Source organism: Streptomyces sp. NPDC091272, from assembly GCF_044757485.1.
In the GTDB taxonomy this organism is placed as follows: Bacteria; Actinomycetota; Actinomycetes; order Streptomycetales; family Streptomycetaceae; genus Streptomyces.
This window is the reverse complement of record NZ_JBIVVC010000007.1, coordinates 354,503-374,202: the sequence shown is the minus strand read 5'-3', so window position 1 is coordinate 374,202 and position 19,700 is coordinate 354,503. Positions and strand designations below refer to the sequence as shown.

Here is a 19,700-nt window from a genome sequence, read left to right as displayed (position 1 = left end):
GGCGATATTGGGCTGATCCGGCCCGAGCCTCTCGAAACTGGTGGATACCGTGGAAATCCTGGCATTCGGTGTGCAGGCCGACGAGCAGCCGCTGATCGAACAGGCCTTCGCCGAAGCCGGCGGCGCGTCCGCCCCGGGAGGCGGTGATCCGGTCGGCGTGCACTGCCTCAAGGTCTTCCTCACCGCGGACACCGCTCCCATCGCCGCGGGCCACGAGGTGATCAGCACCAGTGTCAACGCCGATCTGAACGCGCGCGTGCTGCGCGTGCTCGCGGACGGCGGGACCCGCATGATCGCCCAGCGCTCCACCGGCTTCAACAACATCGACCTCGACGTGGCCCGCGAACTCGGTCTCTGTGTCGCCCGGGTCTCGCACTACTCGCCCTACTCCGTCGCCGAATTCGCCTGGACCCTCGCGATGGCCGTCAACCGCCGCATCGTCCGCGCGGCCGGCCGTACCCGTGACTTCGACTTCCGGCTCGACGGGCTGCTCGGCCGCGACATGCGCGGGCGTACGGCGGGGGTGGTGGGCACCGGCAAGATCGGCGAGGCGTTCACCCGGATCGCCCACGGCTTCGGGATGCGTCTGCTCGGCTGGGACGTCGCGCCCAACCAGGAGTGCCTGGACCTCGGCATGCGGTACGTCGACAAGGACGAGCTCCTCGCCTCGGCCGACCTGGTCAGCCTGCACGTGCCGCTGCTGCCGAGCACCCGCCACCTCATCGACGCCACCGCGCTGCGCGCCATGAAGGACGACGCGATCCTGGTGAACTCCAGCAGGGGCGGGCTCGTCGACACCGACGCCCTCGTCGATGAGCTGCGCGCCGGGCGCTTCGCCGGGATCGGACTGGACGTGTACGAGGCGGAGGCAGGCCTGTTCTTCCTCGACAAGTCCCTGGAGGTCGTCGAGGACGACACCCTGGCCCGCCTGGTCACCTTCCCGAACGTCCTGGTCACCTCGCACCAGGCCTACTACACGGTCGACGCCCTCGGGCAGATCATCGAGGCGACCGTGCAGAACGTCACCGACTACCTGGCGGGCCGCGCAGGCGACAACTTCCTGGTGCGGGGCCCGGCCCGGGAGGACCGGGCCCCGCACCGCCACTCAGACCCCGGTCGGGCTGAGTAGCCCCGCCAGCAGCTCCGTCACCACCGTCGTGCCCCGCAGGCTCAGCACCGACTCCGGGTGGAACTGGACCGAGGCGAAGCCGGGGCCGCGCAGCGCGTGCACCTCGCCCGACCCGGTGTCCGCGGACACCTCGATGCCGTGCGCGGCCAGCTCCGTCGCGGCAGCCGCGTCACACACCGCGGTGAAGCTGTTGTAGAACCCCACCGTCTCCGGCCTCCCGAACAGCTCGACGCGCTCCTGCGCCCCCTGGTGGGGCACCCGCTTGCGCACGATGTCCAGGCCCAGCTCCGCCGCGATCAGCTCGTGCCCCAGGCACACCCCGAGCACCCCGGGCGCGGAACCGGGCGCGGAACCCGGCGCGGAACCCGGCGCGAGGCCGGCCACCCGTCCGCCCGCGCCCCCGCTCAGCAGGTCCGCGGTCAGGGCTCGCAGGAACCGCATCTTCGGATCGGCGGCGTCCCTCGGGTCGCCGGGGCCGGGACCCAGCACCACCGGCCCCCTGTGCGCGAGCGCCGCAGCCCGCAGCCCCGGCTCGTCGTGGCGCCGCAGGGACACATCGAGGCCCGAGGCGCGCAGCACGTGCGCCAGCATCGCCGTGAAGGTGTCCTCGGCGTCCACCACCAGCGCGTGCCCCGACAGTGTCCGGGTGCGCTCCTGCATCTTCAGCCAGAACGGCGCCAGCCGCGCCCGCCTGCCGTCCAGCGCCGCCCGCACCCGGGCGTCGTCGCTCAGCGGGGGCCGCGCCGACTCCTCCCGCGGGCGCCCGCCGCGCACCCCCAGGGCGGTCAGCACCCCCGCCGCCTTGGCGTGCGTCTCGGCCACCTCGCCCGCCGGGTCCGAGTGCCGTACGAGCGTGGCGCCGACCGGCACCCGCAGCCGGCCGTCGCGGGAGATGTCCGCGGTGCGGATCAGGATCGGCGAATCCAGGGTCTGCGCCCCGGACGCGTCCCGGCCGAGCAGCGCGAGGGCGCCCGCGTAGTAGCCGCGCCCCGCGCCGTCCGGCCCGACGGGCTCGTACCGCTCGATGACCCGGCACGCGTTCTGCACCGGCGAGCCGGTCACCGTCGCCGCGAACATCGTCTCGCGCAGCACCTCCCGCACGTCCAGCGAGCTGCGCCCCCGCAACTCGTACTCCGTGTGCGCCAGATGGGCCATCTCCTTGAGCCGGGGGCCGACGACGACGCCGCCCATGTCCCCGACCGTGCACATCATCTTGAGCTCCTCGTCGACGACCATCGACAGCTCCTCGGTCTCCTTCGGGTCGGCGAGGAAGTCCAGCAGGTCGTCCGACGTGGGGCCCTGGGCCGGGTAGCGGTAGGTGCCGCTGATCGGGTTCATCACGACCGTCCCGCCCGACATCCGCACATGGACCTCGGGGCTCGCACCCACCAGCGTCCGGTCGCCGGTGTGCACGACGTACGTCCAGTACGCGCCCCGCTCGCCGTCGAGCAGCCGGCGGAAGAGCGCCAGCGCGTCCGCCGCGCCGAACCCCGGGATCTCTCCCGTGTACGTACGCCGGATGACGAAGTTCGCGCCCTCTCCCCGGCCGATCTCGCTCTCGACGACCCGGGAGACGATCTCGGCGTACTCCGCGTCGCCGACGTCGAAGGCGCCACCCAGGACCCGGACGTCGTGCGCGGGCAGCGCGTCCCGCAGCCGGTCGAGGGGCAGTTCGTGGACCTCGTCCGGGACCAGCACGCTCAGCGGCGTCCCGTCGTCGCGCACGTCGAAGCCGCGCTCCCTGATCTGCCGGAACGGCACGAGGGCGAGGGCGGGCCTGCCCTCCTCGCCCACCGGCAGGTCCGCGAGCCGCTGGGCCTCGTGCACCGGGCCGATCAGTACCTCGACGGTGTCGTGGTCGCGGCCGGGGGTGCGGCGGCGCAGCAGGGCGAAGGGCGGGCAGGCGGGGTCGAGCAGCCGTTGCGGGAGGTTCGCGGGAAGCATCGGGGGAGTTCCTTCCGGGGCGGGGGGAAGCCTGCGGGAGGAACGGCCGGTGACGCAGAAAAGGCCGCCCTCCTGGGGCGGCCTGTGCGTCAGTGGATGTACGCGCGATCAGTGGGCCGCCGGATGAGCGGTCCACCACCAGTTCTGGATCTGGGTCGTACGGGGCTGCGCGAACATGTGCCGCACGATACCCCACGGGCCGCGTCCCCGTGGTGGACCGGACGTCTCATCTTGTGAGCGCGGCACGGAGCACCGGGTCGTACCCCGTAGGCTGGCCGAGTGACCGTGAACGCGAAGACCACCTTCAACGGTGGCAACACCTGGCGTGACCTCCCTGCGGCGCAGCAGCCCGAGTACCCCGATGCTGAGGCGCTGCGCGATGCTGTCGCGGACCTCGAATCGTATCCGCCGCTCGTCTTCGCGGGCGAGTGCGACCAGCTGCGCGCCCGACTGGGAGCCGTCGCCAAGGGCGAGGCGTTCCTGCTCCAGGGCGGCGACTGCGCGGAGGCGTTCGACGCCGTGTCGGCCGACCACATCCGCAACAAGCTCAAGACGCTCCTCCAGATGGGCGCCGTGCTGACGTACGCCGCGTCCGTGCCCGTCGTCAAGGTGGGCCGGATCGCCGGTCAGTACAGCAAGCCGCGCTCCAAGGGGACCGAGACCCGCGACGGCGTAACCCTGCCGACGTACCGCGGCGACTCGGTGAACGGTTTCGCGTTCACCGAGGAGGCCCGGATCCCGGACCCCGAGCGGCTCAAGAGGATGTACAACGCCTCCGCCTCCACCCTCAACCTCGTGCGCGCCTTCACCACCGGCGGTTACGCGGACCTGCGCCAGGTGCACGCCTGGAACCAGGACTTCGTGAAGAACTCGCCGTCCGGCCAGCGCTACGAGCAGCTCGCCCGCGAGATCGACAACGCGCTGAACTTCATGAAGGCGGCCGGGACCGACCCGGCCGAGTTCCGCACGGTGGAGTTCTACGCCTCGCACGAGGCACTGCTGCTCGACTACGAGTCGGCGCTGACCCGGGTGGACTCCAGGACCGGGACCCTCTACGACACGTCCGGCCACATGGTCTGGATCGGTGAGCGCACCCGGCAGATGGACGGCGCGCACATCGAGTTCGCGTCGAAGATCCGCAACCCGATCGGCATCAAGCTCGGCCCCACGACGTCCGTCGACGAGGCGCTCGGCTACGTCGACAAGCTGGACCCGGACCGCGAGCCCGGCCGGCTGACCTTCATCGTCCGCATGGGCGCCGACAAGGTCCGCGACAAGCTGCCCGAGCTGGTCGAGAAGGTCACCGCCTCCGGCGCCACCGTGGCGTGGGTGACGGACCCGATGCACGGCAACACCTTCGAGGCCGCCTCCGGCCACAAGACGCGCCGCTTCGACGACGTCCTGGACGAGGTCAAGGGCTTCTTCGAGGTGCACAAGGGCCTCGGCACCCACCCGGGCGGCATCCACGTCGAACTCACCGGTGACGACGTCACCGAGTGCGTGGGCGGCGGACACGAGATCTTCGTCGACGACCTGCACCAGCGCTACGAGACGGCCTGCGACCCGCGGCTCAACCGCAGCCAGTCGCTGGACCTGGCGTTTCTGGTGGCGGAGATGTACCGCGACCAGTAGGCGGGACGCGTACGCGTGACGGTGGGGCACGGATCCTTGTGATCCGTGCCCCACCGGCGTAACGGGGGTTTCCCGCACACCTCGCCACGGGTAAGGTTAGGTTTACCTGACCAAGGACCGGCCTGGCTGAGGGATCGAGGTGTCCGCGTGTTCGTCTGCTCCTGCTTCGGCGTGACCGACCAGCAGATCAAGTCGCACGCCGCCGCCGGAGCGTGCACCCCGCGCCAGATAGCCTCCGTCACCAAGGCCGGCACGGACTGCGGGAACTGCGTCCGTACCATCCAGGGACTGCTGGGCCGGGGTGCGTGCCCGCGCCGCGACCTCATCGAGAAGCGTCAACTGGCCGCCACGGCCGAGCAGGTGGCCCAGGAGACGGACGACAGGGCGGCGGCCTAGGCCCCGCTCGGCTGCTCGATCAGCTGGGCGATGTAGAGCGGCTCACCGAGCTTCTCCACCAGCTCCAGCTGGGTGTCGAGGTAGTCGATGTGGTGCTCCTCGTCCGCCAGGATGTCCTCGAAGATCTTGCAGGACGTGATGTCGCCCTTGGCCCGCATAACCTCGGCGCCGCGCTTGAGGCGGTCGATCGCCTCGACCTCGATCTGCCGGTCGGCCTGGAACATCTCCGTGACGGTCTGGCCGACGCGGACGTGGAAGAGCCGCTGGTAGTTCGGCAGGCCGTCCAGGAACAGGATGCGGTCGGTCAGCAGCTCCGCGTGCTTCATCTCGTCGAACGACTCCGACCGCGTGTAGGCGGCGAGCTTCGTCCAGCCGAAGTTCTCCTGCATCTTGGCGTGGAGGAAGTACTGGTTGATCGCCGTCAGTTCGGCGGTCAGCTGCTCGTTGAGAAATTCGATGACCTCGGGGTCGCCCTGCATCGCTGGGGCTCCTTCCAGGGGTGTGGCCGGGCAGAATGCGCGAATCCTCGCACCGCCCCCGAGGACCCGTCCAGTAAGTGCATGCTTAGTAGGAGTTGCCCGAATCGGGCCAGACCCGGTCATGACCACCCTCCGTGGTCTGTCACCATGGAAGGCATGGGTCAGCCGGAAAGCCGGGATTACCGCGAAATCGAGCACTCCGAGCTTCCGCCGGGACAACGGCTGCAGCGCGGCTGGCCGGTCACCCACTACGGGCCCGTCCCGAAGTTCAAGCCCGAGCGCTGGGAGTTCCGCGTCTTCGGCGCGACCGCGGACGGCGAGAAGCACTGCTGGAACCACGAGCAGTTCTCCGCACTGCCCTTCGACACGGTCGTCGCCGACCTGCACTGCGTGACGAAATTCAGCATGGTGGGGGCCGAATGGGGTGGCGTGGCCGCCCGTACGGTACTGGAACTCGCCCCGCCCGCCCCGAACGTCACGCATGTGATGGTGTGGGCCGAGTACGGCTACAGCGCCAACGTCCGCATCGAGGACTTCACCGACGCACGCACCATCTTCGCCACGCACAAGGGCGAAGACCTGCTCACCGCCGAGCACGGTTTCCCGCTGCGCCTGGTCGTCCCGCACCTGTACGCCTGGAAGGGCCCCAAGTGGGTCCGCGGCATCGAGTACATGACGGCGGACCGCCGCGGCTTCTGGGAGGAGCGCGGCTACCACAACCACGGTGACCCCTGGCGCGAGCAGCGCTACTCCTACCAGGAGGAACCGGGGGACGGCCCCGAGCTGTAGCGCCGCCGGGCCGAAGGACGGCCCCGAGCTGTAGCGCCGCCGGGCCCGAAGGGCGGCCCGCGGGCCCGCGGGGGCTCAGAACGCGCGCAGCGCCTTCAGCCGGGCCACGTCCGCCGCGTGCCCCTCCTTGCCGCCGGGGGTCTCGATCACCAGCGGCACCCCCTCGGTCGCCGGGTGCGCGAACAGTTCACGGAACGGCTCCTCGCCGATGTGCCCCGCGCCGATGTTCTCGTGCCTGTCCTTGTGCGCCCCGGTGACGTCCTTGGAGTCGTTGGCGTGGACCAGCTTGAGGCGCCCCTCACCGACGGTGTCCACCAGCAGGTCGAGGGTCTGCTTCATACCGCCCGGTCCCGCCAGGTCGTGGCCCGCCGCGAAGATGTGGCACGTGTCGAGACAGACACCCAGCCTGGGATGCGAGTCCAGGGCCTCGAAGTACGGGCCGAAGTCCCAGGTCCGCGAGCAGAGCGAGAAGCCCTGTCCGGCGGTCGACTCCAGGAGGAGGTACGGGTCGTCCTCGTGGGTCAGCTCGTCGAGCAGCGGCAGCATGTGCTCCCGGACCTGTGCCAGGGCCTGCGCGCGGGGCCGCCCACCGGTCGCCGAGCCCGTGTGCACCACGACCCCCAGGGCGCCGATGTCGCGGGCCCTGCGCAGCGAGTGACGCAGTGAGTCCACCGACCTCTCGGCCGTCGCCGCGGTGTGCGAACCGAAGTTGATCAGGTACGGGGCGTGGACGTACGCCGGGATCCGCGCCTCGGCGCAGGCGGTGCGGAACTTCTCGTCCTGCGCGGGGTTGCCTGCCGGGGTCGCCCAGCCGCGCGGGTTGGCCACGAAGACCTGGACGGCCTCCGCGCCCATCTCACGGGCGTACGGCAGCCCGGTCGAGGCGAGTCCGCCCGCGACGGGGATGTGACCGCCGACCGGGTTGCGGGGCACGGGGACTGCGGCGGGGGGCTGGGTGGGAGTGTCTGCGGTGCTCATCACCGTCCAGGATGCCGCACCCCACCGACACCCCTGGCCGCAGGCCTCCGGCTAGAGGACCTTCGTCGTGATGGTGATCGTGCTGCCCTCCGGGGCCCGCTCGCCGCCGGCCACCGACTGCTTGTCGATCACCTTGCTGAAGGACAGGAACGGCCGCTCCACCTCGACCGCGAAGCCCGCCTCCTTCAGGGCGCGGGCCGCCTCGTCGCGGTCCTTGCCGACCACGTCGGGCACCTGGATCATCCGGGGCCCCTTGGAGACGGTGAGCGTGACGCGCTCGCCCTCGCCGAGGCGGGTTCCCTCGGCCGCCGACTGCCGTGCCACCTTGCCCGCCTCCACGGGGGAGTGGACCTGCCCCGGCGCGACGGTGACCTTCAGGCCGAGCCCTTCGAGCCTGCTCCTGGCGGCGTCGACGTCCTGCCCGGTCACGGACGGCACGTCCACCGGGGAGCCCTTGCTGACGACCATCGCCACCGCGGAGTCCGGCGCCCGGCCGCTCCCGGCCGCGGGGTCCGTACTGATCACGGCGCCCTGCGGGACGTCCTCGCTGAACGCCTTGGTGACGACGCCGGGCGCCAGCCCCGCGTCCTTCAGCTCGTCCCTGGCCTTCGCGAGCGGCACCCGGGCGAGGTCGGGGACCTTCACGATCTCGGGGCCGCGCGAGAGGACCAGGGTCACCGAGCCGTTGGTGCGGATCCGCTCGCCGGGCGCCGGGTCGCTGTTCAGTACGGCGCCGCGCGCGACGGTGTCGCTGAACTTTCGGTCCACGCCCTTCACGTCGAGACCGGCGGCTGCCAGCTTCGTGCGGGCGTCCTTCTCCGACTGGCTCAGCAGCGGCGGGACCTGGGTGAACTGTCCGGAGTTGATGTACCAGACCCCGGCGCCGAGTCCCAGCACCAACAGCACGGCCGTGACCAGCGCCAGCAGTCCGCGGCGCGAGGGCGACGGCCGCCGCCGGCGCGCAGGCACGGGCTCCTGCGGCAGCGGCGTCCGCAGCCTGCTGGTGTGCTGTTCGGTGGGCAGGGTGCGCGGGATCACGCTGGTCCGCTCCTCGGGACCGGCGCTCGGCGCCTCCTTCGCGCGCGGCGGCACCACGTCCAGCTGCGCGTCGTCGAGCACGGCCCGCGCGGCCCGCGTCAGCCCCAGCAGCTCCACCGCGTCGAACGGCCGGGCCTGCGGATCGCGTGCGGTGGCGCGCGCCACCAGCTCGTCGAGCTCGGGGGCCAGGCCGTCGGCCGTGGCGGACGGCGGCGGCACGTCCTCGTTGAGGTGGAGGTAGAGCACCTGGGCGGGGGTGGCGCCGGAGTGCGGCCTGGCGCCGGTGAGCATCTCGTACAGGACCACACCGCAGGCGTACACGTCGGCGCGGGTGTCGGCGGTGCCGTGCTCGATCTGCTCGGGGGCGAGGTAGGACACCGTGCCGAGGACGGACCCCGTCGTGCTGGTGACCGTGTCCACGGCGCGTACGAGACCGAAGTCGGCGACCTTCACCCGGCCGTCGTCCCCGATCAGGACGTTCTCCGGCTTCATGTCACGGTGCACGAACCCGGCGCGGTGCGCGGCGCCCAGGGCGGCAAGCACCGGCTCCAGGATGTCGAGCGCGGCCCGCGGCTGGAGGGCGCCGCGCTCGCGCAGCACGTCGCGCAGGGTGCAGCCGGCGACGTACTCCATCGCCAGGTAGACGTAGTTCCCGTCGGTGCCCTGGTCGAAGACGCCGACCACGTTGGGGTGCGCGAGCCGGGCGACGGACTTGGCCTCCCGGATGAACCGCTCGACGAAGGAGCCGTCGGCGGCCAGCGAGGGGTGCATCACCTTGAGCGCGAGCTCCCGGTCGAGCCGGGTGTCCACGGCCCGGTAGACCGTGGCCATCCCGCCGACGGCAATGCGTGCCTCGACGCGGTAGCGGCCGTCGAGCAGCTGCCCGACGAGGGGGTCCTGGAGGGTCGTGTCCACGAAGGGAGTCTACGAGCCGGTGGCGACGGGCCGGACGACGATCCCCACAGCCACCCGTACTGAAGCCGAGCTGTGACAGGGCGGGCAAGGGAGCGGCCCCCGGCGGACGCCGCGCCCTCGCCCGAGCCCCGGCCCCACTCCCGCTGACGCCCCGGCCCGCGCCCCCGGCCCCGCTCCCTCCGACGCAGCGCCCCCCCGCAGCCCCCGCCCCCCTCAGAACGCCGGCCGCTCCGGGTCCAGCCTGGCCCGCCCCTCCTCCGGGGACGACGCCCGCGCGAAGTACCGGCGCGGAATCCGCCCCGCCCGGTACGCGAGCCGCCCCGCCTCCACCCCGTGGCGCATCGCCTCCGCCATCAGCACCGGCTCCTGCGCCCGGGTCACCGCCGAGGCGAGCATCACACCCGCGCACCCCAGCTCCATCGCCAGCACCGCGTCCGACGCGGTCCCCGCCCCCGCGTCCAGGATCACCGGCACCCCGGCCCGCTCCACGATCAGCTCGAAGTTGTGCGGGTTGCGGATGCCGAGCCCGGAGCCGATCGGCGAGCCCAGCGGCATCACCGCCGCGCAGCCCACGTCCTCCAGCTTCCGCGCGAGCACCGGGTCGTCGTTCGTGTACGGGAGCACGGTGAAGCCGTCGTCGACCAGCAGCTCCGCCGCGTCCAGCAGCTCGACCGGATCGGGCAGCAGGGTCCGCTCGTCCGCGATGACCTCCAGCTTCACCCAGTCCGTGCCCAGCGCCTCCCGTGCGAGCCGCGCCGTGAGCACGGCCTCGCCCGCCGTGTAGCAGCCCGCCGTGTTGGGCAGCACCCGGATGCCCAGCCGCTCCAGCAGGGACAGCACGGAGCCCTGCACCGACGGGTCCAGCCTGCGCATCGCGACCGTCGTCAGCTCGGTGCCCGAGGCGACGAGCGAGCGCTCCAGCACGTCCAGGCTCGGCGCGCCGCCCGTCCCCATGATCAGCCGGGACGAGAAGCCGGCGCCGCCCAGTTCGAAGAGATCGTCCGCCATGTCCTTCAGCCTCCCTGGACCGCGGTCAGTACTTCCACGCGGTCGCCGTCACCGAGGGCGGTGGCCGCCCACCGGCCCCGCGGTACCACTGTCTCGTTGAGTGCGGCGGCCACGCCCGCGTGGGCGCGCGTGAGCGTCGCGACGAGGTCGCCGAGGGTCGTGCCGACGGAGACCTGGTGCCCCTCGCCGTTCATGGTCACGTGCACCGAGGTACTCATGCGGACAGCTCCTGTCGTTCCTGTCGTACGGGCGGGGGTACGGGCGCGAAGCGCCGCGGGGTGAACGGCCTCGCCGGGCCCGGGAGCTCGCCGGTGGTCAGCACGTCCGCCATGACGTCCCCGGTGACGGGCGTCAGCAGCACCCCGTTGCGGTGGTGCCCGGTGGCGAGCAGCAGGCCCGGCAGGGCGGTCGGCCCGAGCAGCGGGGCGTTGTCGGGGGAGCAGGGACGCAGCCCCGCCCTGGTCTCGGTGAGCGGCAGCTCGGTGATGCCCGGGACCAGCTCGTGGGCGTCGCGCAGCAGCTCGTAGACGCCGCCCGCGGTGACGGTGGTGTCCCAGCCCAGTTCCTCGGAGGTCGCGCCGAGTACCAGCTCACCGTTCTCACGCGGCACCAGATAGACCTCGCCGCCGCGCACCACGGCGCGCACCGTACGGCTCAGGAACGGCGCGTACGAGGGCGGCACCGTCAGCCGCAGCACCTGCCCCTTGACCGGGCGCACCGGTGGCAGCACCTCTGGCGGTACCCCGGCGAGCCGGCCGCTGAGCGACCCGGCCGCCAGCACCACCTGGTCGGCGACCAGCTCGCTCCCGTCGGCCAGCAGGGCGCCCGCCGCCCGGTCCCGTACGACGGACAGCCTCTCCGCTGCCGCACGGTGCACCACCACACCGGCGCGACCGCAGGCCGTCACGAGGGCCGCTGCCAGGCGTCTGGGGTCGACCTGGTGGTCGCCGTCCACCCGCAGCCCGCCGCGCACGCCGGGGGCGAGCATCGGCTCCAGGCGGCGGCACTCTCGTCCGGTCAGCCACTCCGACTCCAGCCCGGACTGCCGTTGCAGGGTGTGCAGTTCACGCAGGTGGGCCCGGTCGTCGGCGTCCAGGGCGACGGCGAGCGTGCCGCACGCGCGGTAGCCGGTGTCCTGCCCGGACACCTCCTGGAGCTCGGCCACGAAGTCCGGAAAGCGGCGCGCGGAGGCGAGGTTGAGAGCGAGCAGGGTCTGCTCGCCGTGGTGGAGCTCGGTGACGGCGGCGAGCATTCCGGCCGCCACCCCGGCCGCGCCGCGACCCGGTTCCGGGTCGGCGAGCGCGGTGCGCAGACCGCGCTGCGCGGCCCGCCAGGCGGTGACCAGACCGATGATCCCGCCCCCGATCACCAGGACGTCGTACGGCCGTTGTCCCGAGGGTTCAGAAGACTGCATGGGCGTCCAGCCCCTCCCTTCGCCGGCATGATCCGGATCAGGTTCGTACGGTCGGAGGCCGGTGGCGCCTCCCTCTCAGCCCGGTCCGCCGGGCTCCCGTGAGTGCTTGTACGGTGACCAGACTAATCCTTGGGTTCCACGTACTGTGAGGGAGCGCCCCCGTGCCCCGTTCGCTCGACGGACTTCTCCTCGCGCCGGTCGCCGACCAGGCCCCGGGGCAGGTCGGCACCGCCACCCGCTTTGCCTACCACGAGCAGGACGGCGTGATCTGGGCCGATTACGCGGGCGGTGACGTGGTGCGCGGGCATCTGGTCGGCACGCGCGCGGGGGACCGGCTCGACTTCAGGTACGTACAGCTGAAGCGGGACGGAACGACATCGTCCGGACACTGTCTGTCCGAGGTCACGCTCCTCGTGGACGGCCGCGTTCGGCTCCGGGAGAGCTGGGCATGGGACTCCCAGGACGGCAGTGGCACGAGCGTGGTCGAGGAGCTCGCGTCCTGACGGACCCGGACCCGTGCGAGGAGCCCTTCCTGACGGGGCGTCAGATACGTAAGGTGATCGGGTGAGCGAGCAGAAACGAATCGTCGTCGTCGGCGCGGGCATGGCCGGTGTGCAGACCGCGGTGGCCCTGCGGGAGCAGGGTTTCGAGGGCCGGATCACCTTGATCGGCGCCGAGCACCACCCGCCGTACGACCGGCCGCCGCTGTCCAAGGCGGTCCTGCTCGGCAAGACCGGGACGACGGCCTTCGAGGTCGACTTCGACGCGCTCGGGGTCGAGCTCCGGCTGGGGCTCCAGGTCACCGGGGTACGCCCGGCGGACCACGAGATCGACACCCCGGCCGGCCCTCTCGCGTACGACTCGCTGGTCCTGGCCACCGGGGCGGACCCGGTCACCCTGCCCGGCACCGTCGGTGTGCCGGGCGTCCATCTGCTGCGCACGCTCGACGACGCACTGCGGCTGCGCCCGGTGCTGGAGGCGCAGCAGGACGTGGTGGTGGTCGGCGCGGGCTGGATCGGTGCCGAGTTCACCACCGCCGCCAGGGAGGCCGGCTGCACGGTCACCGTGGTGGAGGCCGCCGACCGGCCGCTCGCCGGGACGATGCCCGCCGAGATCGCCGCCCCGATGTCCGCCTGGTACGCCGAAGGGGGAGCCGAGCTCCTCACCCACGCGCGCGTGGCGGCGGTCGAGCCGGGCGCGGTGCTCCTCGCCGACGGCCGCCGCATCCCGGCCGGCGCCGTCCTCGTCGGCGTCGGCGCCAGACCCGCGACGGCCTGGCTGGCGGGCTCCGGGATCGAGCTCGGCCCGGACGGCTCCGTCACGGCGGACGCGCACCTGCGCACCTCGGCCCCCGACGTGCACGCGGTGGGCGACTGCGCCTCCTTCCCCTCCGGGCGGTACGGCGCCCGGCTGCTCGTGCACCACTGGGACAACGCGCTGCAGGGCCCGCGCACCGTCGCCGCGAACATCCTGGGCGGCGCCACGCTGCCCTACGACCCCGTGCCGTACTTCTGGTCCGAGCAGTTCGGCCGCTTCGTGCAGTACGTCGGCCATCACGCGGACGCCGACGAGATGATCTGGCGCGGCGACCCCGGCGGCCTCTCCTGGTCGGTGTGCTGGCTGCGCGGCGGCGCCCTGGTGGCCCTGCTCGCGGTGGGCCGCCCGCGCGACCTGGCGCAGGGGCGCAAGCTGGTGGAGGCGGGGGCGGCGCTCGACCCGGAGCTGGCCGCCGATCCCTCCGTACCGCTGAAATCGGCCGTGCGGAAGCTGTAGGGGCCCCAGCGGGGCAGGGCGGATCCCCCGCCCGGACGGGCCCGGGTACCGGCTGTCGGTCCCAGGTGGCAGGCTTGTCCTGTGACCGAGATTGACGCAAAGATCGATTCCCTCGTCCCCGCCTGGCTCTACCTCCCCGACATCGCGGAGATGCTCGACCTGGAGGTGACGAAGGTGCGGCAGCTGGTGAAGGACGGCCAGCTCATCGCCGTGCGGCGGGGTGAGAACCGCGCGCTCCAGGTGCCTGCCGCCTTCCTCGACGGCGACAAGATCGTCAAGGGCCTGCCCGGCCTGCTGACGGTCCTCAAGGACGACGGCTTCTCCGACGAGGAGATGCTGGAGTGGCTGTTCACCGCCGACCCGACCCTGCCCGGCACCCCCGCCCAGGCCCTGAGCGAGAATCGCGGCACGGAGGTGAAGCGCCGCGCCCAGGCGCTCGCCCTCTGAACGAACGACGCCGCACCACCTCTCGGCGGTGTGCGGTCCGCCCCTCGGGGTGCGCCGCACACCCGCCGCCGCACCACCACGGGGACGGCCCCGCCGGGTGACGACGCGGGACGCCCCCCTGCCGCCGCAGCGCGGGGAGCGACCCAGCCGCCCCGCGGCGGCCGACCTCACCGACCGAGCGCGGGGAGCGCCCCGCCGACCGAGCGCGGGGGACGACCCCGCCGACCTACGACGGGGGACACCCCGTCGGCCCCGGGGGGAACCGCACCATGCCCACGCCCAGCGCGCAGCTCGCCGACGCCCGGCTCTACCTCTGCACGGACGCCCGGAAGGAACAGGGAGACCTCCCGGCCTTCCTCGACGCGGTGCTCTCCTCGGGGGTCGACATCGTCCAGCTCCGTGACAAGGGCATGGAGGCAGGCGAGGAGCTGGAGCACCTGGCCGTCCTCGCCGACGCCTGCCGCAAGCACGGCAAGCTGCTGGCCGTGAACGACCGCGCCGACGTGGCGCACGCCATCGGCGCCGACGTCCTCCACCTCGGCCAGGGCGACCTGCCGGTCCCTGCCGCCCGCGCCATCCTCGGCTCCCGCAGCGACGACGTCCTGATCGGCCGCTCCACGCACGCGGAGGCCGAGGTCGACGCCGCCGCGGCCGAGCCGGGCGTCGACTACTTCTGCGCCGGCCCCTGCTGGCCCACCCCCACCAAGCCGGGACGGTTCGCCCCCGGCCTCGGCCTGGTGCGGTACGCGGCCTCGCTGGGAACGGCCAGGCCGTGGTTCGCCATCGGCGGCATCGACGAGCAGAACCTCGACGAGGTGCTGGCCGCGGGCGCCCGCCGGGTCGTGGTGGTCCGGGCCCTCACCCAGGCAGCCGACCCGGCCGTGGCCGCGGCCGACCTGGCCAAACGGATCAGGTCATACGACCGATAGCGCCAGGCGGTTGCCGGTCAACTGTCCGAAGGGTGGACAAGAAACCGGCATAACGGAACTTTGGCGCCTGCTCGGTTGGGGCTGTGCCGTGCCCCTGGCTAACCTTTCGGCATGGCCCATGGCACAGCTTCCACCAGATCCGATCGCGCACTTACGGTGCGTGAGCTGCTGGAGACCGGAAAGACGTCGTTTTCCTTCGAATTCTCGGCACGCAGGACCGAGAAGGGTGAGCAGAACCTCTGGAACGCCCTGCGTCGCGTCGAGGCGGTGGGCCCGAGTTTCGTCTCCGTGACCTACGGCGCGGGCGGTTCCACCCGCGAAGGCACGGTCAAGGCCACCCAGAAGATCGCCTCCGACTCCACCCTGACGCCCGTCGCGCACCTCACCGCCGTCGACCACTCGATCGCCGAACTGCGCAACATGGTCGGGCAGTACGCCGACGCCGGCATCAGGAACATCCTCGCGGTGCGCGGCGACCCGCCCGGCGACCCGATGGGCGAATGGGTGCGGCACCCGGAAGGTGTGACGTACGCCTCCGAACTCGTGGCGCTCATCAAGGAGTCGGGTGATTTCTGCGTCGGTGTCGCCGCATTTCCCGAGATGCACCCACGCTCGGACAGCTGGGATTCCGACATCCGCCACTTCGTGGAGAAGTGCCGGGCCGGTGCCGATTACGCCATCACCCAGATGTTCTTCGACCCGGAGAGTTATCTGCGGATGCGCGACCGCGTCCAGGCGGCCGGCTGCGACACCCCGATCATCCCCGAGGTGATGCCCGTCACCCTGGTCAAGCAGCTGGACAGGCTTCCGCAGCTCAGCAACGCGCATTTCCCGGACGCCGTGAAAGAGCGCATCCTCGCGGTCAAGGACGATCCGGCCGCTGTACGCTCCATTGGCATCGAGTTCGCCACCGAGTTCTGCGCGAAGCTGCTTGCCGAAGGTGTACCGGGAATGCACTTCATCACGCTGAACAACTCGACGGCGACACTTGAGATCTACGAGAATCTCGGACTGCACGACACGCACGAGACGCACGGCCCGACGTCACCGTCGACGCGGCCGTAGTCGGCGCAGTCACCACAGCTGTACTCGCGCCGCCGAGTCCACCAGGGGATCCGCGGCAGCAGGAGAGGGGCGTACATGGGCTGGACGGTCCTCTACATCGCATTCGGCGTCGTCGCGCTGTGGCTGCTCGGCGAAGTGCTGTTGCAGTACAAGGCGCGGTTGCGCTGGCGGGTGCTCGCCTTCGCGGGCTTCGCCGTCGTCGTGGTCGGCGTGCTGCTGCCGTCCGTCCTGGTGATCGCGGCGGGCGCCGTCGCGTTCGCCGTCGGCCAGACGTACGTCACGCTCTCCTTCCGCCGCGGTTTCTCCACGGGCTGGGCGATCGGCGGCAGTCCGGGTGAGAGCAAGCGCCGCAGGGGCGGTGCGGACGAATCCGCCGCACAGCAGCCGACGTTGCAGGTCTCGGACCTGGAGTACGCGGGACAGGGCGGGCCCGCCGCGGGCTACGACGCACCCGGCTTCGAGCCGGCGAACGGCTTCGAGCCGGCGAACGGCTTCGACGGGGCACCGGGCTACGACCGTCCTTCGGGATACGACGCCGCACCGGGATACGACAGGGCCAACGCCTTCGAAGGTGCGAACGCCTTCAGCGGTACCAACGGCTACGACCCGGCGCAGGGCTTCGACGGAGCGCCGGGCCCTGCCTCCCAGGGGCAGCACGGCACGACCGCCCACCCCGAACCGCAGAGCGCGCTCTACGACCCGCAGCCCATGCCCGACGACACCAACGGGTACGGGATCTACGGCTCCTCCGCGCCCTACGGCGGCGGGACCTACCCGGGCTACGACCCGCAGGGCGGCCAGGGCGACGACCATTCCGGGGCCTACACGTACGGCGGCGGGCAGCAGCAGTACGCCGCCTACTCCGACCCGTACATCGGCAGCCAGTCCTACGGCGGCGGTGACTACGACCCGTACGCCGGCCAGCAGCAGTACAGCGGTGGGTACGGCGACGGTTACGCGGGCGAGACGCCGCCCGGCGGGGTGTGGGTGCCGCACCAGCGCGACGGCGAGCAGCCGCTCGGCCCGGAGGCGCCGCAGCAGCCGGCCGGCCAGCCGAACGGCTACGACACCGGGGCGAACGGCCAGTACCGGTACTGAACCCTGTGCCGGGCGTCGTCACCGGCCTCCCGTGCGGCGCGTCACTGCGAGCCGCGGAAGCCGTCGCCCTCCACGATCAGCCCGGCGACCAGCGCCCCCGACATCCCGGCGTGCGCGAGCCCGCCGCCCGGGTGCGCCCAGCCGCCTGCCGCGAACAGACCGGGCAGCACGGTGGTGTTGGACGGGGCGAGGAAGCGGCCGGACCGACCGGCCAGCGAGGGCGGCGGAACCGCACCGTCCGCCGCGCCGGTCGCGAGACGGGTGTCCAGGGGCGTACGGACCTCGCGCAGCCGGATCCGGTCGGTAAGGCCTGGGACCGCGACCGCAGCGGCGGCCACCATGCGGTCGGCCCAGCGGTCGGCCGAGCCCGGGGTGCGCCAGTCGTGCACACCGTGCGCCGGGGCGGCCGCGGTGAGCACCACGCTCTCGTGCCCGCCGTCGGGACGCAGGGCCGGATCGTCGGGGCGGGACACGAACACGGTCGGGTCGAGAGGGCCGCGGGGAGATCCGTCGAAGACCTCGGCGAGCTCGGACTCCCGGTCCGCCGGGTGCACCACGCTCCGGTGCACGGCGCCCGGCTCCCGCGCCCCGTCGAGGGCCAGGAAGACCGACACCCGGCCGGCCCGCACCGGCGCCGGCCGCTGCGCCGGTGTCCCGTCCGCCGCCCGCCCGCCCAGCAGCGCGGACAGCCGCTCCGGCGGTACCGCGGCGACCACCGCTTCCGCGTCGACGGCCGTCCCGTCCGCCAGCTCCACGCCCACCGCCCTGCCGTCCTTCTCGACGACCGCGGCGACCTCGGCCCCGAACACGAACTCCACCCGGCGGGCCAGGCACCGTTCGTACAGTGCGCGGGCGAGCTCCCCGGTGCCGCCGGCCACGTACCAGCTGCCGAAGGTCTGCTCCAGATAGGGCAGTACGGCGGCCGACGCGGGGGCGTCCCGCGGATCCAGGCCGTACGCCAGCGCGTAGCTCTCCAGCAGGGCGACGAGCCGGGGGTCGGCCAGCTCCCAGGCGGCGACCTCGGCGAGGGTGGCCGCCTGCCGGTCGGGGCGCAGCAGCCGCCTGTGCCGTACGGAGGGGTACGGATCGCGGCCCAGCACCTGCCGGTCGGCCCGCAACGGCTCTTCGAGGAGCGGTCGGCGCGTCCGGTCCCAGGCGTCCCTGGCACGGTTCATGAACTCGCCCCACCGCGCGCCGATTCCGGCGCCCAGGGCCTCGTCCAGCGCCGAGACGACGCCCGCGCGCGAGGCGTCGGGCAGCGAGACGGTTGTGCCGTCCGGGAAGAAGTGCCTGCTCGCCGGGGAGACCTGGGCCATCTCGACACACGCTTCGAGGGGCTCCTTGCCCGTCTTCACGAACAGGTCGCGGTACACGGCGGGCAGGTGCAGCAGGTCGGGGCCCGTGTCGAAGGAGAACCCGTCCCGCTCGAAGCGGCCCACCGAGCCCCCGTAGGTCCGCGCGCGCTCGTACACCGTCACCCGGTGGCCTGCGACGGCCAGCCGGGCGGCGGTCGCCATCGCGCCGAGCCCGGCGCCGATCACCACAATCCGTGCCATGCCAGCGACCCTAACGGCCGCCACCGACATCCCTCGCGCCCCGCCCCCACCACCCCCGGCGGATGCCCGGCCCGCGACCGCCCCGGCACACGGAAGACACCGGCCCGCACCCGAGAGCACCGCCCCCACGCGAAAGCATCGCAGCGCACCCGAGAGCACCGCCCCCACGCGAAAGCATCGCCGCGCACACGAAAAGCACCGGCCCGGTGAGGCCCGATCCCCCCGAGCCTCGCCGGGCCGGTGCGTCTTCCCCCGTGACCCCGCTCCCCGTTGCGTCCAGGGTGCCGCGCCGCTTCCGCCGCCCCGTGTCGGCGGTCTCGGCGCGAGCGCCCCTTCCGTGGTTCCCACTCTGCCGTCCGAGCAGGTGGGAGCCCATCCGTGTACCTACTCATCTCTCGTACTAGGTACGGATACTCAGGGCCGCACCCCGCTCCCCGCACCCCGCACCCCGCCGCGTGGCCGGGTGCTCAGTGCGGGGCGCCGCCCACCCGGCCGTGCAGCAGCCGCGACAGCGCCGAGTGGACGTCGTCCAGCGAGCGCTCGCTCTGGAACGCCTGCCAGTCCAGCGCCGCCACCAGCACCATCCCCACCAGTGCCGCCGCGGTCAGCGGGATGTCGATCTCCGCGCTCAGCTCGCCGCTCGTCACCCCCTCGGTGAGGACGGTCTCGACCACGGCCACCGCCTGCTGACGCACCACCAGGAGCGTCGACTGCCACGCCCGGTTGGTGCGCCACAGCTCGGCCACGTACAGCTGGGTGAAGGCCGGGTAGCGGTCGATGAACACCAGCCCCGCCCGGATCATCGCGTCCAGCGACTCGACCTTGCCGCCGCCCCCGGCGGCGGTCGCGTCGGCGGCCTCCTGGAGGGAGGCGGTGAGCAGTCCGACGCCGTGGCGCAGCAACTCCTCGAACAGCTCGCTCTTGCTCTTGAAGTTGTAGTACACCGTCCCCTTGGCGACGCCGGCCCGGTCGGCGATCTCCTCCACCGTGGTCGAGGAGAAGCCCTTCTCGGCGATCAGGGTCACGGCCGCCTCGTAGAGCTTCTGCCGGGTGTTGCGGCGGCGCGTGCCGGTGCTGTCCATGAGGTCGATTCTCACAGGTCCGCGTCCC

Annotated in this window: 20 protein-coding genes and 1 riboswitch; of the genes, 10 read left to right on the top strand and 10 right to left on the bottom strand. The window is 72.5% G+C overall.

Translation table 11 applies throughout. The features are described 5' to 3' along the window. Positions 1–49: 49 nt before the first annotated feature. Positions 50–1,129 (top strand): 2-hydroxyacid dehydrogenase, encoded by a 1,080-nt coding sequence (locus ACIQM4_RS21865; RefSeq protein ID WP_401593973.1) that lies wholly within the window; start codon positions 50–52, stop codon positions 1,127–1,129. On the opposite strand, the gene ACIQM4_RS21860 is transcribed toward ACIQM4_RS21865, so the two are convergent. Both ACIQM4_RS21860 and ACIQM4_RS21855 read right to left on the bottom strand, forming a co-directional pair. After that, positions 1,106–3,073, bottom strand: a complete 1,968-nt coding sequence (locus ACIQM4_RS21860; protein WP_401593970.1) for an anthranilate synthase family protein — start codon at positions 3,071–3,073, stop codon at positions 1,106–1,108. The two genes, ACIQM4_RS21865 and ACIQM4_RS21860, sit on opposite strands and share 24 nt — an antisense overlap. Positions 3,074–3,181: 108 nt before the next feature. Continuing rightward, positions 3,182–3,250: a trp operon leader peptide gene (locus ACIQM4_RS21855; RefSeq protein WP_401594195.1), complete on the bottom strand. Its 69-nt coding sequence runs from the start codon at positions 3,248–3,250 to the stop codon at positions 3,182–3,184. Between the two features lie 102 nt (positions 3,251–3,352). Between ACIQM4_RS21855 and ACIQM4_RS21850 the strand changes: the two genes are divergently transcribed. Continuing rightward, a complete protein-coding gene (locus tag ACIQM4_RS21850) occupies positions 3,353–4,705 on the top strand; it encodes a class II 3-deoxy-7-phosphoheptulonate synthase (RefSeq protein WP_401593968.1) in 1,353 nt (450 codons plus the stop codon). Between the two features lie 147 nt (positions 4,706–4,852). After that, positions 4,853–5,101: a bacterioferritin-associated ferredoxin gene (locus ACIQM4_RS21845; RefSeq protein WP_401593965.1), complete on the top strand. Its 249-nt coding sequence runs from the start codon at positions 4,853–4,855 to the stop codon at positions 5,099–5,101. On the opposite strand, the gene bfr is transcribed toward ACIQM4_RS21845, so the two are convergent. Next, entirely contained in the window at positions 5,098–5,580 is a 483-nt protein-coding gene (bfr, locus tag ACIQM4_RS21840; RefSeq protein ID WP_401593963.1) for a bacterioferritin, read from the bottom strand. The two genes, ACIQM4_RS21845 and bfr, sit on opposite strands and share 4 nt — an antisense overlap. A gap of 156 nt (positions 5,581–5,736) precedes the next feature. Between bfr and ACIQM4_RS21835 the strand changes: the two genes are divergently transcribed. Then, positions 5,737–6,369, top strand: a complete 633-nt coding sequence (locus tag ACIQM4_RS21835; protein ID WP_401593960.1) for a sulfite oxidase-like oxidoreductase — start codon at positions 5,737–5,739, stop codon at positions 6,367–6,369. A gap of 75 nt (positions 6,370–6,444) precedes the next feature. Here the strand turns inward: ACIQM4_RS21835 and ACIQM4_RS21830 are convergent, their stop codons facing one another. The 5 genes from ACIQM4_RS21830 to thiO all read right to left on the bottom strand — a co-directional run bounded on the left by ACIQM4_RS21830 (position 6,445) and on the right by thiO (position 11,722). Beyond that, positions 6,445–7,347 (bottom strand): deoxyribonuclease IV, encoded by a 903-nt coding sequence (locus ACIQM4_RS21830; RefSeq protein ID WP_401593958.1) that lies wholly within the window; start codon positions 7,345–7,347, stop codon positions 6,445–6,447. A gap of 51 nt (positions 7,348–7,398) precedes the next feature. Beyond that, positions 7,399–9,300, bottom strand: coding sequence for a Stk1 family PASTA domain-containing Ser/Thr kinase (pknB, locus tag ACIQM4_RS21825; protein WP_401593955.1), 1,902 nt, complete (start codon positions 9,298–9,300; stop codon positions 7,399–7,401). 213 nt (positions 9,301–9,513) lie between these two features. Beyond that, positions 9,514–10,308 carry a thiazole synthase gene (locus ACIQM4_RS21820; RefSeq protein ID WP_401593953.1) on the bottom strand — a complete coding sequence of 265 codons (795 nt, stop codon included), beginning with the start codon at positions 10,306–10,308 and terminating at the stop codon, positions 9,514–9,516. A gap of 5 nt (positions 10,309–10,313) precedes the next feature. Next, positions 10,314–10,526 carry a sulfur carrier protein ThiS gene (thiS, locus tag ACIQM4_RS21815; protein WP_401593950.1) on the bottom strand — a complete coding sequence of 71 codons (213 nt, stop codon included), beginning with the start codon at positions 10,524–10,526 and terminating at the stop codon, positions 10,314–10,316. After that, complete coding sequence (gene thiO, locus ACIQM4_RS21810; RefSeq protein WP_401593947.1) at positions 10,523–11,722, bottom strand: glycine oxidase ThiO; 1,200 nt, start codon at positions 11,720–11,722, stop codon at positions 10,523–10,525. The genes thiS and thiO overlap by 4 nt, the downstream gene beginning before the upstream one ends. After that, positions 11,720–11,832: riboswitch (TPP riboswitch) on the bottom strand. It overlaps the preceding gene by 3 nt. Positions 11,833–11,883: 51 nt before the next feature. Here thiO and ACIQM4_RS21805 point away from each other — a divergent pair. The 6 genes from ACIQM4_RS21805 (at position 11,884) to ACIQM4_RS21780 (ending at position 17,034) form a co-directional block, all read left to right on the top strand. Then, on the top strand, positions 11,884–12,225 hold the full coding sequence (locus tag ACIQM4_RS21805) for a hypothetical protein (RefSeq protein WP_401593944.1): 342 nt from the start codon (positions 11,884–11,886) through the stop codon (positions 12,223–12,225). A gap of 61 nt (positions 12,226–12,286) precedes the next feature. Continuing rightward, entirely contained in the window at positions 12,287–13,495 is a 1,209-nt protein-coding gene (locus tag ACIQM4_RS21800; RefSeq protein ID WP_401593941.1) for an NAD(P)/FAD-dependent oxidoreductase, read from the top strand. A gap of 81 nt (positions 13,496–13,576) precedes the next feature. Then, positions 13,577–13,942, top strand: a complete 366-nt coding sequence (locus tag ACIQM4_RS21795) for an Rv2175c family DNA-binding protein (protein ID WP_401593939.1) — start codon at positions 13,577–13,579, stop codon at positions 13,940–13,942. A gap of 269 nt (positions 13,943–14,211) precedes the next feature. Beyond that, complete coding sequence (gene thiE / locus ACIQM4_RS21790) at positions 14,212–14,871, top strand: thiamine phosphate synthase (RefSeq protein ID WP_401593936.1); 660 nt, start codon at positions 14,212–14,214, stop codon at positions 14,869–14,871. Positions 14,872–14,982: 111 nt separating this feature from the next. Further along, the gene (metF, locus tag ACIQM4_RS21785; protein WP_401593933.1) at positions 14,983–15,936 is read left to right on the top strand and encodes a methylenetetrahydrofolate reductase [NAD(P)H]; all 954 of its coding nucleotides are present in this window, start codon (positions 14,983–14,985) and stop codon (positions 15,934–15,936) included. A 75-nt stretch (positions 15,937–16,011) separates the two neighbouring features. Then, a complete protein-coding gene (locus ACIQM4_RS21780; RefSeq protein WP_401593930.1) occupies positions 16,012–17,034 on the top strand; it encodes a hypothetical protein in 1,023 nt (340 codons plus the stop codon). A gap of 41 nt (positions 17,035–17,075) precedes the next feature. Here ACIQM4_RS21780 and ACIQM4_RS21775 read toward each other — a convergent pair whose 3' ends face one another. Then, a complete protein-coding gene (locus tag ACIQM4_RS21775; protein ID WP_401593927.1) occupies positions 17,076–18,590 on the bottom strand; it encodes a phytoene desaturase family protein in 1,515 nt (504 codons plus the stop codon). A gap of 467 nt (positions 18,591–19,057) precedes the next feature. Continuing rightward, entirely contained in the window at positions 19,058–19,672 is a 615-nt protein-coding gene (locus ACIQM4_RS21770; RefSeq protein WP_401593924.1) for a TetR/AcrR family transcriptional regulator, read from the bottom strand. Positions 19,673–19,700: the final 28 nt, after the last annotated feature.